Annotated in this window: 14 protein-coding genes; 6 read left to right on the forward strand and 8 right to left on the reverse strand. The window is 66.4% G+C overall.

Annotated features, from left to right (window positions below; translation table 11 throughout):
* Positions 1-123: 123 nt before the first annotated feature.
* From GGD40_RS24680 to GGD40_RS24695, 4 genes are read left to right on the forward strand one after another with little or no spacing between them, the layout of a single operon-like run.
* Positions 124-444, forward strand: a complete 321-nt coding sequence (locus GGD40_RS24680; protein WP_257030572.1) for a hypothetical protein — start codon at positions 124-126, stop codon at positions 442-444.
* Entirely contained in the window at positions 441-1,490 is a 1,050-nt protein-coding gene (gene mdtN / locus GGD40_RS24685) for a multidrug transporter subunit MdtN (protein ID WP_179745412.1), read from the forward strand. The genes GGD40_RS24680 and mdtN overlap by 4 nt, the downstream gene beginning before the upstream one ends.
* The gene (locus GGD40_RS24690) at positions 1,471-3,546 is read left to right on the forward strand and encodes an FUSC family protein (protein WP_179745413.1); all 2,076 of its coding nucleotides are present in this window, start codon (positions 1,471-1,473) and stop codon (positions 3,544-3,546) included. Before mdtN ends, GGD40_RS24690 begins: the two co-directional genes overlap by 20 nt.
* Positions 3,533-5,179, forward strand: coding sequence for a TolC family protein (locus GGD40_RS24695; RefSeq protein WP_179745414.1), 1,647 nt, complete (start codon positions 3,533-3,535; stop codon positions 5,177-5,179). Before GGD40_RS24690 ends, GGD40_RS24695 begins: the two co-directional genes overlap by 14 nt.
* A 28-nt stretch (positions 5,180-5,207) precedes the next feature.
* Here the strand turns inward: GGD40_RS24695 and GGD40_RS24700 are convergent, their stop codons facing one another.
* Together GGD40_RS24700 and GGD40_RS24705 are read right to left on the reverse strand one after the other, a co-directional pair.
* A complete protein-coding gene (locus tag GGD40_RS24700) occupies positions 5,208-6,077 on the reverse strand; it encodes a DUF2182 domain-containing protein (RefSeq protein ID WP_179745415.1) in 870 nt (289 codons plus the stop codon).
* An 8-nt stretch (positions 6,078-6,085) separates the two neighbouring features.
* Positions 6,086-6,850, reverse strand: a complete 765-nt coding sequence (locus GGD40_RS24705) for a DUF899 domain-containing protein (protein WP_179747038.1) — start codon at positions 6,848-6,850, stop codon at positions 6,086-6,088.
* A 142-nt stretch (positions 6,851-6,992) separates the two neighbouring features.
* Here GGD40_RS24705 and GGD40_RS24710 point away from each other — a divergent pair, with 142 nt between their 5' ends.
* Together GGD40_RS24710 and GGD40_RS24715 are read left to right on the forward strand one after the other, a co-directional pair.
* On the forward strand, positions 6,993-8,216 hold the full coding sequence (locus tag GGD40_RS24710; protein ID WP_179745416.1) for a helix-turn-helix domain-containing protein: 1,224 nt from the start codon (positions 6,993-6,995) through the stop codon (positions 8,214-8,216).
* Between the two features lie 9 nt (positions 8,217-8,225).
* Entirely contained in the window at positions 8,226-8,915 is a 690-nt protein-coding gene (locus tag GGD40_RS24715; RefSeq protein ID WP_179745417.1) for a Vgb family protein, read from the forward strand.
* A 46-nt stretch (positions 8,916-8,961) separates the two neighbouring features.
* On the opposite strand, the gene GGD40_RS24720 is transcribed toward GGD40_RS24715, so the two are convergent.
* From GGD40_RS24720 to GGD40_RS24745, 6 genes are all read right to left on the reverse strand, one after another.
* Positions 8,962-10,326, reverse strand: coding sequence for a sensor histidine kinase (locus GGD40_RS24720; RefSeq protein WP_179745418.1), 1,365 nt, complete (start codon positions 10,324-10,326; stop codon positions 8,962-8,964).
* Positions 10,316-10,993, reverse strand: a complete 678-nt coding sequence (locus GGD40_RS24725; RefSeq protein WP_035559022.1) for a response regulator transcription factor — start codon at positions 10,991-10,993, stop codon at positions 10,316-10,318. Before GGD40_RS24725 ends, GGD40_RS24720 begins: the two co-directional genes overlap by 11 nt.
* A gap of 20 nt (positions 10,994-11,013) precedes the next feature.
* A complete protein-coding gene (locus tag GGD40_RS24730) occupies positions 11,014-12,339 on the reverse strand; it encodes an MFS transporter (RefSeq protein ID WP_179712208.1) in 1,326 nt (441 codons plus the stop codon).
* A 126-nt stretch (positions 12,340-12,465) separates the two neighbouring features.
* On the reverse strand, positions 12,466-13,455 hold the full coding sequence (locus GGD40_RS24735; protein WP_179712206.1) for a quinone oxidoreductase family protein: 990 nt from the start codon (positions 13,453-13,455) through the stop codon (positions 12,466-12,468).
* A gap of 37 nt (positions 13,456-13,492) precedes the next feature.
* Positions 13,493-14,512, reverse strand: coding sequence for an ABC transporter substrate-binding protein (locus GGD40_RS24740; RefSeq protein ID WP_179745419.1), 1,020 nt, complete (start codon positions 14,510-14,512; stop codon positions 13,493-13,495).
* Between the two features lie 202 nt (positions 14,513-14,714).
* A complete protein-coding gene (locus GGD40_RS24745) occupies positions 14,715-15,164 on the reverse strand; it encodes an Rrf2 family transcriptional regulator (protein WP_179712204.1) in 450 nt (149 codons plus the stop codon).
* Between the last annotated feature and the right edge of the window lie 16 nt (positions 15,165-15,180).

Raw genomic sequence — 15,180 nt, forward strand, 5'->3', positions numbered from 1 at the left:
GGTCGCGAGCAAAAAACGCCATGTACACGAAAACGTCGGTCGCGACGGCGGCGCTGGTAAAGTGCGCGTGATCCGGTTGCTTCCGTGACGCGTCCACCAACTGACCACCCTGGCCACGCCGCCATGCTGCTTAAACTAAACCAACGAAACGCCCGCGAACCGTGCCCGCGCCACGGCCGCACGCTTGCGGCCGTCGCCGCCTTGAGCCTGTCCTTGCAGGGATGCGCGCTGCGCGGCGCGCCATCGTTTGAAATCTTCGGTGCGTATTTTCCGTTCTGGCTGCTGAGCGGGTTGCTCGGGCTTGTCGGCGCGCTGATCGCCCAGCGGATTTTCGTGACCACCGGTTGGGCCCGGACCGTTCCGTACCTTCTCTTTGTCTGCGTGGCCATCGGCCTGACGGTCGCGGTTCTTTTCTGGCTTTCGGCAACAGGACTGCTCCTATGAAAATCGCCGGCTTGCGCAAAGCCTCGTCCAAGGGCCGCGTCATCGCGGGCGTGATCGTCGTGCTCGGTCTGGCGGCGGCGTACTACGCGTATGACCGCTCCACCCGTTTCCCCTCGACCGACGACGCCACCATCGACGCCGACGTCGTCCACGTGGCGTCGCCCGTGGGCGGCCGGATCGTGCGGCTCCCGGTCGAGGAAAACCAGCGGGTCGCAAAGGGCGACGTGCTGTTCGAGATCGACCCGGTGCCCTACCGTCTCGCGCTGGCGCAAACCCAGGCTGACCTGGAACTGGCGCGCGCCTCACTCGACACGCGTCGCAAGACGATCGTCGGCGAGCGCGCGAACGCCTCCATTGCCGGCGACCAGACCGGCAAAGCCGCCCACAACTACGAACTGGCGACGCGTACCGTGCAGCGGCTCACGCCGCTCGCCGCGAAGGGCTACGTACCCCAGCAGCAACTCGACCAGGCGCAGGTGGCGCAGCGCGACGCCGCGCTGTCGCTGCAGCAGGCTCGGGCGCAGAAGCAGGCGAGCGCGCAGACCATCGGCGAAGAAGCCGACGCGATCGCCTCGGTGCATGCCCGCGAGGCGGCCGTCGCGCTGGCCCAGCACGGTCTCGACGACACCGTCGTGCGCGCGCCGCACAACGGCTTCGTGACCGGCCTGTCGGTGCTGGCGGGCGAGACGGTGGCGCCGAGCCAGTCGATCTTCACGCTGGTCCACGCCGACGAATGGTTCGCCGTCGCGAACTTCCGCGAAGGGTCGCTGGCGCACATCGCGCCGGGCGACTGCGCGACCGTCTATTCGATGATCGACCGCAGCCAGGCGATCCACGGCAAGGTGGTCGGCATCGGCGCCGGCATCGCGGATTCGGACCGCATCAACTTGCCGCGCACCTTGCCGATCGTCCAGCAGTCCGTGAACTGGGTACGGGTCGCCCAGCGGTTCCCCGTGCGGGTGCGTCTCGACGAACCGGCCGCCCGGCTGGTGCGGGTCGGCGCGAGCGCGATAGTCGAGGTCCGGCATGGCGCAGCCTGCCGGTGAACTGGCCCGCCCGGGCGCCGCGGACATTCTGAAGCTGCTCGCGCCGTATCCGGGGCGCGCGGCCATGGCGACCCGCATCGCGCTGATCTGCGCGTTGACGGTGTTCGTGACGAGCGCCTATGGCACGCCGGAAGCGGCCCTCTCCGCGTATATCGTGTTCTTTCTCAACCGGCCCGACCGGGTGACGAGCGTGCTGCTCAGCGCCGCGCTGATGGTGCTGGTCACGCTGGTGATCGGACTCGTGCTCGGCGTGGCGATTTTCGCGCTCGACGATCCGTTGTGGCGCGTCGCGTGTATCGCGGGGCTGTCGTTCGGGCTGCTGTTCGTGACCTCGGCGAGCAAGCTGCGGCCGGTGGGCGCGATCCTCGCGATGATCGTCGGCTTTGGGCTCGACAAGCTCGGCAGCGTGCCGTTCGGCGAAGTGGCGACGCGCGCGCTGCTCTATACGTGGTTGTTTGTTGCGATTCCGGTCGGCGTATCGATCTGCGTGAACATGCTGCTGGCGCCCTCGCCGCGACGGCTGGCCGGCCGTGAGCTGGCGAAGCGTTTGCGAGCGGCGGCACGCGGTCTGAGCGAGCCGGACGATGCCGCGCGCGCCGCGCTGACCGCTTGCCTGCGTGACGGCGACGCGCAACTTGGAACGTGGCTGAAGCTGTCGGTGGTGGACGGCTCGTCGGCGCGCGCCGATATTCCGGCGCTGCGGCAAGCGGTATCGTCGACGCTGGCGATTCTCGTCGCGGCGGATCTGGTGGCTCGCGAACCGTCGGCCCGCTTGCCGGCGACGTTTGCCGCGCCGCTGGCGGAGACGCTGGAGAATATGGCGCGAATGTTCGACGCCGGCGGGTATCCGGTGGAGATCGAACTCGCGTTGCCTGGTTCGACGGAATTGCCGCCGATCGCGCGGATGGTCGCTGACAATCTGCGCGCGGCTATCACGGGTTTTGCTGTTGTCGAAGCGGTGCAGGAAGGTGACACGGCGACGTCGGCCACGGCATCAGCTTCGGCTCCGGCTCCGGCTCCGGCTCCGGCTTCGGCACCTGCAACACCCGCTGCCAAACCCGGCGGCTTCTTCCTGCCCGACGCCTTCACCAACCCCGACCACGTCCGCTACGCGCTAAAGACCACCGTAGCCGCGCTGTTCTGCTATCTGCTCTACTCACAGATCGACTGGCCGGGTATTCATACCTGCTTCATCACGGTCTACATCGTGTCGCTCGGCACCACCGCCGAAACCGTCGAGAAGTTGACGTTGCGGATCGCCGGCTGTCTCGTCGGCGCGTTCGTCGGCACGGCGGCGATTGTGTTCGTGACGCCCGCGCTGACCTCGATCGTCGGCCTGATGGCGCTCGTGATGGTGGGCGCCTGGCTGGCGGCATGGGTTGCGTTCGGTTCGCCGCGGATCGGCTATGCGGGCTTCCAGATCGCCTTCGCGTTTTTCCTGTGCGTGGTTCAGGGCGCGGCGCCCGCCTTCGATCTGACGGTGGCGCGCGATCGCACGATCGGCATTCTGCTCGGCAATGTGGTCGTCTATCTGGTCTTCACGCGAGTCTGGCCGGTGAGCGTCGCCACCCGGGTCGATGTCGCGCTCGCCGCCTTGCAGCAGCAGTGGCAACGGCTGACGTCGCTCGCTCAAAGCGGCGCGCGACGCACTCAGGCCGCGAGCGCGATGGCGCAATACGGCGCCTTGCAACAGGACCTCGCGTTGATGCATTACGAGCCGTCGTGGGTTCGGCCGGAACCCGAGTGGATCGCTGAACGGCGCGACGTGCTGGCCGGCTTCGGCGCACTCGAAGGACCGATGTTCCTGCTCGCCGAACAACGGCCGGGCGATGTCGCGATCGATAGCTGGCTTCGGCGGATCACGCGCGAAATGCCGCAAAGTCACGCTGAGGTTGCGAGTAGCGAAGCGGCAGTCGCTCACCCCACGCCGCCGGAACCCACGCCCGACGACACGCGCGCCGCGCTATTGAAACTCGGCGAAGCACGTCTCACTCAACTCGAACACGCCGCATCGGACGATGCAGCGAAAGGCCTTGCGACTCATGCGCCGGTTTAACGCACCATTCGCTCTGGCGATCCTGGCGACGGCGAGTCTGGCCGGCTGCGCGACGTCGTCGCTGGACATGGCGCCGGATAGTCCGGACCGTCCCTGGCAACCACGCACGGACGCGTCCGGCGCAATCGTGCCGGGGCCGGCGGGTGCTTCGGGTGCTTCGGGCGCTGCGGGTGCTGCGGGTGCTGCGGGTGCTGCGGGTGCTTCAAGCGCTGCGGGTGCCTCGCATGCCTTAGGTGCCTCAGGCGTTTCAGCCACGCCATCAGGCGGCTACACACTGCCCGCGAATCCCGCACTCGCCGCCGTGCCGCCTCCGCCCGCGCTGGAGCAGGCCCACGACTACAGCCTGCCGGAACTCATCGATCTCGCGGAATCGGCCAATCCGCTGACCCGCATCGCGTGGAACGACGCGCGCAACGCCGCGCTCGCGGCCGGCATCGCGAAGAGCGCCTACCTTCCGCAACTGTCGGCGGCAGCGATGGGCCTGTACGCCGACGCGCACGGCTCCTCCACGTCGGCGCTCGGCGATTCGTCGGCGACTGCATCGGGGCATGGCGAAACCTCGGTGCTCGCGTTGAACTGGCTGCTGTTCGATTTCGGCGGACGCGCCGCGCGCGTCGAGGCGGCATCGCAGGGCTCGGTGATCGCCAACATCGGTTTCACGGCCGTTCACCAGCAAGTGATCTTCGACGTCAGCGTCGCGTTTTACAGCTATCAGGCGGCACGCGCCCGCATTGACACGACAAGGCAAGGGCTCGACAACGCCGAGGCGATCCTCGCCGCCGCGCAGTCGCGCTACAAGCATGGTGTCGGCACCGTCATCGAAGTCGCGCAGGCCAATCAGAACCGCGCCCAGGCGAAGCTCGCCTTGGTCCAGGCCCAGGGCGCCGAAAGCAACAGCTATCTGATGCTGATCTCCGCGATGGGCATCTCGCCGCTGTCGAAACCGAGAATCGCGACGCTGCCCACCCACGCGCTACCCGCCACCATGAACGACTCGATCGAACAGATCGTGTCGTCCGCGATCGCGCGACGCCCCGACGTCTTGAGCGCGTACGCGGCCGAGCGGGTCAATCTCGCGAGGGTGAAGGCCGCCGAATCGGAGTTCATGCCGAAGGTGTTCGTGTCGGCGTCGGGCGCGTACCACACCGGCAGCTCGTCGATCTCGGCGGTGCCGGCCATCGGTCAGCAACTGCCGACCGTGAACCTGAGCGGCGGGCATTACGGCGGCAGTGTGATCGTTGGCGTCACGATTCCGATTTACGACGGCGGTTTGCGGTCGGCGGTGCTCGCGCAGGCGCGCAACGACGCCGACAGCGCGACCACCCGCCTCGCCCGCAGTCGTGAAGAAGCGGTCCGGCAGATCGTCGCCGCGCAGAACACGTTGCAGACTAGCCTGAGCGCGCAGGCTGCCGCGAAAGAGTTGCTCGCCGCCGCGCAGACCACTTACGACGCCGCGTTCGACGCCTACCGCCACGGCGTCGGCTCGGTCACCGACGCGCTGCTCGCGCAGAATCAACTGCTGGCGGCAAAGAATGCCGATGCGGATAGTTATAGCGGCGCGTTGTCGGCGGCCGCGGCGCTTGCGCTGGCGACGGGGTCGGTCGATTCGATTCCGACGCAGGGAAGCTGGTGATCGAAAGCGCGCGTTCAGGCGTGACGTGTCATGCAAACCCAAGCGCTTGCGCGATCAGCAACGCGCCCACACCAAGCACCACAACGCCGATGGCGTGAGCAACGCGCGCGCCATCAGGCGCGACGCGCTCGGCGGTAATCGCCGCCGTGACGGCCGCCATGACGGGCAGATCCATTACGCCGCTCGCGAGCAGGATCGCCGTGAAGCCGGCGCAGCAATAGCTGCAATGCAGACCGACGCTCACGCCATGTCGCCAGGCCGAACGGGCGTCGACCGGCTGAGTCTGTGCGCACGTCGGCGCTTTACGGCAGCAGGCAAGACGACGCGCTTTCCATCCGCTGAATTGAAGCGCGCCGCCGCTCAGCACGACCAGGCCGATTGCGAGCGGAACGCCTCGCGCTAGCACCGGCCGGCGCATTTCAAGCGCCGTCAGCGCGGCGCCCAGCGCAAAGGCCGCGCATCCGGAAACGGCCCACACGAAGAAGTAGCCGATGCCCATCAGCGCGCTCAACCCACCTGCCCGTAACTCGCCAGCGAGACCAACGCGACCAGCGCGACCAGCGCCGCCGGCCTCGCCAGTACCACGGACGGCTCGCCGATAACGCCACCACACCGGCGCGAACGACGGCAGCATCATCGCCACCATCATCACGGCCCACATGCCGACAAACGATGCCGCGGCGCGCGCCCAGGTTTGTCCGCACATCGGCCGCCACGCCGTCGACATCGTCCAGCCGCCGGGCATCGGCATCGCGCCCATCTTCGACATGGACGCGCACCAGACAATCGTCACGGCCACGCTAGCGGCGAAAAGCGCGGCAATGACGATCACGAAGACCAGCTCGCCGACCCGGGCTCGCATCAAGTGCCCGCTGCCGGTTGCACTCGCATAAGCCATACCCCACCTCAGCGCGTGGCGTACTCGTCGTGCCGCTTCCACCAGACGCCCGTTTCGTTGCGCCCCTTCGGCGCACGATCGAGCCACGAGTACATCCCCCAGATACCATCCACACCGCGCGCGTAGGTGGAATACGTGTGATACACGACGCCATCCTCCAGCACGAATGCACTCAGCCCCGGCCGGTCCTGCGTATAGGTCGCCGGATCGGTCCCGCACGTGGCCGCGAATTGCGCGACCGGCGCGGGCACCTGGGCCGCGTCCATCGCATGTCCGCCGCGCTGGTAGTTGTATTCGACGCGCCCTTCGCGCTGCTCCGCGTCGGTGAACGCGATGTTGAAGTCGAAATTGAAATCGCTGCCGAACGACGAGGCCCACGGAAACGTCCAGCCCATTCGCTGCCGATACGCCAGCAGCTTCGCGAGCGGCGCGCGCGATATCGCGGACAAGGTCACGTCGTGGTTCGCGAGGTGGACCACGAGTCCATCGAAGCCGTCCGCGATCGCCGAGCACGACGGGCATCCCGCCTTGTAGTCCGGTCCGAACATGAAGTGGTAAACGAGCAGTTGCGAGCGGCCGCGAAACAGCTCGGCCAGCGACGCGCTGCCTTGTTGCGTGTCGAACCGGTACGCCTTGTCGATGCGGACCCACGGCAACGCCTGGCGCTGCCGGACCAGTTCGTCGCCCTGCCGCGTGAACGCCTTCTCCGCGTCGAGCAATTCGAGCCGCGCGGCCAGCCATTGTTCACGGGTTCCAGTCGGATGCGTCGTCATCATGTTTCACTCCGTTAGGTATCCTGCGCCGTGAGTCCGGTCGCTCAGCGGCCGGTACGGCGTAGGGGTTGTCGGTCGTGCTAGATTAGTCGCGAGCAATCGTTCGATGGGAGTGACAAGTGTGGCGTGATTCGGATCGGCAATGGACTCGCTAGTCACGGCTGCGGCGCGCGCGCTCGCGGCGGGCGATCCGTTCGGCGCGCTGAACCATGTTGCGCTGCGAGACGATGCGCCCGCGCTTGCATTGCGCGGCATCGCGATGGCGCAACTCGGCGACTTGCCGCGCGCCAAGGTGCTGGTGCGCAGCGCGGCGCGCGCGTTCGGAGCGAAAGCGCCGCTGGCCCGCGCGCGCTGTGTGATCGCCGAGGCGGAAATCGCGCTGGCGTCGCGCGATCTGAACTGGCCAGTAAAAGCGCTCGATGCCGCGCGCGTTCTGCTCGACGCGCACGGCGACCGGCTGAACGCCGCGCATGCGCGCTACCTGCAAGTGCGGCGCCTGCTGCTGATCGGACAACTCGACGAAGCTGAACGCGCGCTCGCCAGACTCGATCCCACACCCTTCCCACCTTCGACGCGCGCCGCCCACGAACTGATGGTGGCCGGCATCGCGCTGCGCCGTGTGCGGACCGCAACGGCGCGCGCCGCCCTTGCGCGCGCCGAACACGCCGCGTGTCAAACCGGTATTCCCACGCTGATCGCCGAGGTCGACCACGCGGCCCTCGCGCTGACCACGCCTGCAGCACGTCTGATCGAACGCGGCGAAGAACGGCTCCTTCTGCTCGACGAAGTCGAAGCGCTGCTGGCCGCGTCGAATGTGCTGGTGGTGGACGCCTGCCGTCACGTCATACAAAGCGCGAACACGACGATCCCGCTCGCCAGCCGCCCGGTGCTGTTCACGCTCGCACGCATGCTGGCCGAAGCGTGGCCCGACGATGTGCCGCGCGACGCGCTCGTCGCACGTGCATTCCGGGCGAAGCACGCGGACGAATCGCACCGGGCGCGCCTGCGGGTCGAAGTCGGGCGGCTTCGTGCGCTGTTGGGCACGCTGGCCGAAGTGAACGCGACGCAGCGTGGCTTCGCGTTGGCGCCGCGCGAAGCCGCCGCGGCCGTGGTGCTCGCGCGACCCGTCGACGAAGCGCACGCGGCGCTGCTCGCGTGCCTCGCCGACGGCGAATCGTGGGCAAGCTCGGCGCTCGCGCTGGCGCTCGGCGCCAGCCAGCGCACCGTGCAGCGAACGCTGGATTCGCTGGCCGCGGCCGGCAAGGTGCAGTCGATCGGATTCGGCCGGGCGCGCCGCTGGATGATGCCGCCTATCCCGGGATTCGCGACGGCTTTGTTACTCCCCTCGCTTTTTTCCAACGATTAGGATGGAAGCATGAACCGATCAGCCGCCAGAATCCTTCGTGAATATGGACCCTTTCCGGGCGTCGACAGTGTGGGCGGCGTCACGTACGACGGTCAGCATGTCTGGCTTGCCGCCGGCAACACACTGACTTCGCTCGACCCATCGAGCGGCGAGACGCTGCACTCGATCGACGTTGCCGCGCACGCGGGCACCGCCTTCGACGGTCAGCATCTGTTCCAGATCGCAGCCGATCGCATCCAGAAGATCGATCCGCAAACCGGCCAGGTGCTCGGCACGATTCCCGCGCCCGGCGGCGCCGGCGCCGATTCGGGACTGGCGTGGGCGGAAGGCTCGTTATGGGTCGGCCAGTATCGGGACCGCAAGATCCATCAGATCGATCCGCAGACCGGCGCGATTCTCCGCACCATAGAATCCAATCGTTTCGTGACCGGCGTGACCTGGGTCGAGGGCGACCTGTGGCATGCCACCTGGGAAGACGACGCAAGCGAGTTGCGGCGTATCGATCCCAACACCGGAGACGTGCTGGAGAGTCTTGAGTTGCCGACGGGCGTCGGTGTGTCGGGGCTCGAATCCGACGGCGCCGATCGTTTCTTCTGCGGCGGCGGGAATAGTGGAAAAGTGCGAGTGGTGCAGCGGCCTGGGCGAGCGTCCGAGGGCGAGACCGAAGCCGGGGTTCCCGTCGACTCGACGCGTGAGTAATCGAAACGCGCGTCGCTTGAACAGTCACGCAATCGACCGCGTCACATCATGTCTGCACGGCGGGAAACATAACCGACACGCTCAAACCCCGTCCACCGTGACCCGCTTCCAACGTGACTTCGGCGAGATGCGCCCGCGCGATTTCCCGCACGATGGAAAGTCCCAGACCGCTACCCTCTTCGCTGGACGCGCGAAAGAACGGCTCGAACACGCGCTCGCGCAGTTCGGCGCTGATGCCCGGCCCTTCGTCGGTGATCGTGACGACCCAGCGCGCGTCTTTCGCGGCGAGATTGAGCGCGACATGGCCGCCTGACGGTGTATAGCGAATCGCGTTGTCCAACAGATTGAACAGCAGCACGGACAGCAACGGCTCGTTACCCATCACCTCCGCAGGTTCGTCGAGTTGCGCCGACAATTCGACGCCGCGCCGCTGCGCGAGCAACGCCAACTGTTCGATCGTGCCGGTCGCGACCGCGCGCAGATCGACTGGCACGCCCTGAAAGTCGGCATAGTCCGCGGCTTCCGCTTGCGCGAGCAACAGCAACTGATTCGTGAGCGCCACCAGCGAGAGATTGCTGCGATGCATCGCCAGCAGCGTCTCCTTGATTTGCGTGAGATCGTCCTGACGGCGCGCGTATTGCAACTGCGTGCCGAGCAGCGTGAGCGGCGTGCGCAACTGGTGCGCCGCGTCCGCGATAAAGCGCCGCTGCATCGCAGTCTTACGCTCGATGATATCGAGGCACTGATTGAACGCGCTGACAATAGGACGCAACTCGTTGCGCAACGGATCGGCCCGCACCCGCACCGCAGCATCCGGCGCGCGCGCGAGCATGTCGTTGGCGAGTCGCATCAGCGGACGCAGTTCGAACGTGAGACCGACGCACACCAGCACCACCGCAATCGCGACGATGCCGGCGAAATGCAGCATCTGCGGTTGCCATAGCGCAGCGGCAGTAGCGTCGCGCTGCAGCAGCGTGCGTCCGACCGACACCACCACGTGTTTGATAGCGCCCGCGTCGTACATCGGCCGGATCAGCGACACCGCGCGGATCGGATGACCGCTCACCGTCGCGTCGTACCAGAGCGGCGATTCGTCCGGCACGCGCAGCGGGAAATCCGATGTGCCCGCAATCGTCGCGCCGCCCACTTCGCGAATGCTGAAATAGACATGGTCGCCGGCCGGCGAGCTCAGAATCTCGATCGCGCTAGGCGATATCTCCGCGTGCAGATAACCGTTGGTCCACTCGATGTCGCCCGCCATCACGCGCGCGGACGACAGCAGCGCTTCGTCCTGCAACAGCCGCGCGGTGCGCGCGGCGTTGTCGTGGGCGATCAGGCCCGCGGCGATCACGTAGACGGTCATGGGCAGCAGCAGCCATAGCAGCAGCCTGAGCCGCAGGCTATTCGTCATCGGCGCCGTCTTCCAGCAGATAGCCGAGACCGCGCAATGTGATGATCGTCGCGGTGCTCTTTTCGAGCTTCTTGCGCAGCCGCGAGACGTAGATTTCGATCGCGTCTTCGCTGGTCATCGCGTCGCCTTTGCTGAGCGAATCCGCCAGCATGGTCTTCGCGACGGTCTTCTTGGCGCGCAGTATCAGCGCTTCGAGCACCGCATGTTCGCGCGGCGTCAGCGCCAGCGGTTCACCTTCCACCGCGAACTGGCAGCGGTCCATGTCGTAGGTGAGATTGCCGCATTTGAGTTTGTTCGAGCGAGAAGGCGCCTGGCGACGCGCCAGCACCTTCACGCGCGCGACCAGTTCGCGCGCGTCGAACGGCTTGACGATGTAGTCGTCCGCGCCGGCACCGAGCAGCACCACTTTTTCGTCGACGGCGCCGGTGGCCGTGAGGATCAGCACCGGCGTCGTGTCCTCGCGCTCGCGCATGCGGCGCAACACGCTTTTGCCCGACAGGTGCGGCAGATTCAGATCGAGCAGCACCACGTCGTAGGGGACGGCGCGCAGCGCACTTTCCGCCGCTTCGCCGTCGCTGACACGGTCGAGCATGAAGCCGTCGTCGAGCAGAATACGCGCGAGCCAGTGCGCGAGCTGGTCATTGTCCTCTACGAGCAGTAGCCTCATTCCTTCCCTCCCCAAAGCGTTCATGCGGTCTTGTATTGCTCCCGCGCCGGCGCAGAACGGTACAGGATCAGCGTGGCGACCACGCCGCACACGGCGGCGAACGACATCCACGCGCCCGGCGAAGCCTTATCGCCGGTAGTATGAATCAGCCACGTCGAGATTGCCGGCGTGAATCCGCCGATCACCGTGGCAAGGCTGTAGGCCATCGAAAAGCCCGTGGTGCGCACATGAGCCGGCATCAATTCAGTCAGCGCGACGACCATCGCGCCGTTGTACCACGCGTACAGCACCGACAGCCAGAGTTCGACCATCAACAGACGCTCGAACGACGGTTGCACGACCAACCATTGCATGACCGGATAGGCCGTCAGAATCGCCAGCACCGTGCAGGCCAGCAGCACCGGGCGACGGCCGATACGATCCGACACGGCGCCCGCGATCGGCAGCCAGATGAAGTTCGACACGCCGACGCAGACCGTCACCAGCAGCGCGTCGAGCGAGGACAGCTTGAGCACGACCTTGCCGAAGGTCGGCGTGTACGCGGTGATCAGATAGAACGACGCGGTCGTCATGATCACGAGGCCCATGCCGGCGAGAATCAGACGCGAGTGCTGCACCATCGACTTCGCGATCTCACCCATGCTCGGACGATGCCGGCGCGCGGCGAATTCCTCGGTCTCCTGCAGCGAACGGCGCACGTAGAACAGGAACGGCACGATCATGCAGCCGACAATGAACGGAATGCGCCAGCCCCATGCGTTCATTTCCGAAGCCGGAACCAGGCGGTTCAACAGCACGCCGAGCGACGCCGCGAACACCACCGCGACCTGCTGGCTCGCCGACTGCCACGAGCAATAGAAGCCGCGATTGCCCTTGGTCGCGATTTCGGACAGATAGACCGACACGCCACCCAGTTCGACGCCCGCGGAAAAGCCTTGCAGCAAGCGCCCGAACAGCACGATAGCCGGCGCCAGCAAGCCGATCGCCGCGTAGCTCGGCACGAATGCGACGCACGCGGTGCCGATTGCCATCAGCGTCAGCGACAGAATCAAACCCTTGCGGCGGCCGTGATGGTCGATGTACGCGCCGAGCACCAGCGCGCCGACCGGACGCATCAGGAAGCCCGCGCCGAACACGGACAGCGCCAGCATCAGCGACGCGAATTCGTTGCCCGTCGGAAAGAACGTCGCAGCAATTGCAGCCGCGTAGTACCCGTACACGGTGAAGTCGTACATCTCGAGGAAGTTGCCGCTGGTGACGCGGAACACCGCTTTGACGCGCGATTCCCTCGGCTTGGGCGGTGCGTCGGCGGGCGCCGTGGCGTCGATCGTGGAGGGTGATGTCATAGTGACCTCGTTAGTTGAGCCCGGCGTCGATCGTCGGGTTGATCTCGGTAGTGCGGGACGAACACGTCCTCGGCGGTCAGCGTGACCGCCGGGTCCGGCTTCATGATTCAGGGAAACGCGATTGGATCAGCCGATCGTCATCACGGCTTTACCTAATTGACTGCGCGACTCGAGCGCTTCATGCGCCGCTTCGACGTCGTCGAATGTGTAGCGGCCGCTGATCTCGACTTTCAGCGTGCCGTCCTGCAGCGCGGCGAATATTTCATCCGCGCGGCGCTGTACGGTTGCGCCATCGGCGAGGTGATCGGCGAGACGCGGGCGAGTCAGGAACAACGAGCCCGCTTCGCCCAGTTCGATCGGATCGAGATCGTTCAGCGAGCCGGAGACCGAGCCGTAATTCACCACGAGGCCGCGCGTGCGGGTCGCGCGGAAACTGTCGCGCAGCGTCGCGCGTCCCACCGCATCGAACACCACGTCGACGCCGCGACCTTGGGTTGCTTCGCGCACGCGGTCGGCGAAACCGCCGTCTTCGTAGAGCATCACGTGGTCCGCGCCGTGCGCACGGGCCACCTCGGCTTTCGCTTCGCTGCTCGTCGTGGCGTACACCGTCACGCCGCGCCGCTTCGCGAGTTGCACCAGCAACTGGCCGATGCCGCCCGACGCCGCATGCACGAGACACGTGCTGCCCGCACTGAGTCGCGCGACGTCTTCGAGCAGATAGTGCGCGGTCGAACCCTGGAAGATCGCGGCGGCGGCCAGATCGAACGGGATCGCGTCAGGAATGCGCGCGACACGCGCCGCCGGTACGACCGCATAGTCGGCGTACGCGCCCCACGAGATACACCATGCAACGCGGTCGCCGCGCTCGCACGAGGTGACGTTCGAACCGGTCTGGACGACCTCGCCCGCGCCTTCCATGCCGAGCGTGACCGGCAAACGGACGGGATAGGTGCGCGACTCGCGGTACTTGCCCTGCCGCGTATGGACGTCCATGAAGTTGATGCCGGCGCAACCCACCCGGATCAGCACCTCGTCCGGCCCCGGCGACGGAATCCCGATATCGACGCGGCGCAGCACCTCGGGACCGCCGTATTGCTCGATGCGAATGGCCTTCATAGGTCGTGTTCCGTGTTCTTGAAGAAGAGGATGCGGCTCAATGCGCCGCAACGGCGTTGACTTCGTCGGCGAACCGGTTGGTATAGGTCCGGCTCAGTTCGACGTGACGCGGCACGATCTCCGGATTCACCGCGGCGAGCGCGCCGAGCACGGTCTGCGGTGCGCCGTCGGGCATCCTGCCGTCACGCGAAAACGACGGCATCGTCGCGGCAAGCGCCTGCCGGTACAGCGATTCGTTCGCGCCGACGAAATCGCGCGGCAGCACCGCCATGATCTGATCGGCGCTGTGCGTGGCGATGAACGCGAGCGAGCGCACCATCGCGCGCACCAGCCGGCGGCTTTCGTCCGGATGAGCGGCGACCCACTTGCGCTGCGCGTACAGACAGGAACTGGCGTAGGGGCCGCCCAACGCGAGCCGTGTGCCTTCGATACTGCGCATGTCCACGAGCACCTGCGCCGTGCCGGCGGCGAGCAGTTTCGACGCGGTGGGTTCCTCGACCATGACGGCATCGATCGATCCGTTCTTCATGGCGTCGGCGAAACTGTTGTCGGAACCCAGCGGCACGACCGTATAGGCGTTCGCGGGCAGACCCGCGCGTTGCGCCAGATAGCGGCTCAGGAAATCGGTGGACGCGCCGAAGCCGGTTACGCCGAGCCGCCGGCCGCGCGCGTCGGCCATGCTCTGCATCGGCTTCGCCGCCTTCGTCGACGCGAGTTCGGCCAGTCCCGCGGAACGTGCGAGCACAACGATCGCTTCGACTTCGAGGCCGCGGCTTTGCAGATCGATCGTATGGTCGTAGAAACCCACCGCGCCTTGCACGGCGCCGGCAATCAGTTCGGTCGCGGTATCGACGCCGGCGGGTTCGGACAGGATGTCGACGTCGAGCCCTTCGTCGCGGAAGTAGCCCAGCCGCGAAGCCAGCGTGACCGGCAGGTAGACGATCTTGGTGGCACCGCCCGTCATCAGCGTCAGCTTTTCCGCCTGGGCATAGGGCGTCCAGAGCAGGATCGCGCAGGCGGTCGAGGCGAGCGCCGTGAAGCGGGCGAACGGTGGCATGTCAAACGGTCTCCATATGCGGGCACTCGTCCGATGTTGACGGATCGTCTCGTGCCGCGCTTGCCGAGGAGTATAAAAAACCAACGCCTTCTGGCTGCTTTCCGTCGCGTGGAAATGTTGTGGGTGTTTACCCTTTGCGGGCGGGTGCGAAGGCGTTTGCGTTGAAACGGGACGACGTTGTAGCGGGTGGTTCGTCTACTGCTCAACCGCCCTGTTCGCCTTGTTTGACGCGCGCGAAGCGTTCGTCGAAATCACGCGCGAGCGCGCCCACCGTCAGCTCGCCGAAGCGTGCAAGCAGCGCGGTTTCAGCCTCCTGCATCGCTTTAGACAAGCCCGCGTTGACGGCCTGTTCGACCAGACATTGCGGGTCGTCGTCCGTCAGGAGTTCGGAGAAAAGCGGCGGCTCGCCCACCGCGCGGTAGACGTCCAGCAAGGTGAGTTTGTCGAGATCTTCGGCTAATACCCAACCACCTCCATGGCCCTTTTCAGAGCGTACGTAGCCCTGATCCCGCAGACCCGCCAGCATTCTGCGCACCACCACGGCGTGCGTGCGCAGCATCTGCGCGATCGTTTCGGACGTCAGCGGGCCGTCGTGCCGATCCATGTGAATCAGCACGTGCAGCATCCGCGAGAGCCGGCTGTCGGTTCTCATCGTTCACCTCGTTATC

Source organism: Paraburkholderia bryophila (assembly GCF_013409255.1).
Taxonomy (GTDB): Bacteria; Pseudomonadota; Gammaproteobacteria; order Burkholderiales; family Burkholderiaceae; genus Paraburkholderia.

Coding starts and splice junctions, on each gene's coding strand:
- mdtN (WP_179745412.1), top strand. CDS start 441: ATGAAAATCGCCGGCTTGCGCAAAGCCTCGTCCAAGGGCCGCGTCATC.
- GGD40_RS24690 (WP_179745413.1), top strand. CDS start 1,471: ATGGCGCAGCCTGCCGGTGAACTGGCCCGCCCGGGCGCCGCGGACATT.
- GGD40_RS24740 (WP_179745419.1), bottom strand. CDS start 14,512: ATGCCACCGTTCGCCCGCTTCACGGCGCTCGCCTCGACCGCCTGCGCG.
- GGD40_RS24730 (WP_179712208.1), bottom strand. CDS start 12,339: ATGACATCACCCTCCACGATCGACGCCACGGCGCCCGCCGACGCACCG.
- GGD40_RS24720 (WP_179745418.1), bottom strand. CDS start 10,326: ATGACGAATAGCCTGCGGCTCAGGCTGCTGCTATGGCTGCTGCTGCCC.
- GGD40_RS24725 (WP_035559022.1), bottom strand. CDS start 10,993: ATGAGGCTACTGCTCGTAGAGGACAATGACCAGCTCGCGCACTGGCTC.
- GGD40_RS24700 (WP_179745415.1), bottom strand. CDS start 6,077: ATGGCTTATGCGAGTGCAACCGGCAGCGGGCACTTGATGCGAGCCCGG.
- GGD40_RS24745 (WP_179712204.1), bottom strand. CDS start 15,164: ATGAGAACCGACAGCCGGCTCTCGCGGATGCTGCACGTGCTGATTCAC.
- GGD40_RS24680 (WP_257030572.1), top strand. CDS start 124: ATGCTGCTTAAACTAAACCAACGAAACGCCCGCGAACCGTGCCCGCGC.
- GGD40_RS24695 (WP_179745414.1), top strand. CDS start 3,533: ATGCGCCGGTTTAACGCACCATTCGCTCTGGCGATCCTGGCGACGGCG.
- GGD40_RS24710 (WP_179745416.1), top strand. CDS start 6,993: ATGGACTCGCTAGTCACGGCTGCGGCGCGCGCGCTCGCGGCGGGCGAT.
- GGD40_RS24735 (WP_179712206.1), bottom strand. CDS start 13,455: ATGAAGGCCATTCGCATCGAGCAATACGGCGGTCCCGAGGTGCTGCGC.
- GGD40_RS24705 (WP_179747038.1), bottom strand. CDS start 6,850: ATGACGACGCATCCGACTGGAACCCGTGAACAATGGCTGGCCGCGCGG.
- GGD40_RS24715 (WP_179745417.1), top strand. CDS start 8,226: ATGAACCGATCAGCCGCCAGAATCCTTCGTGAATATGGACCCTTTCCG.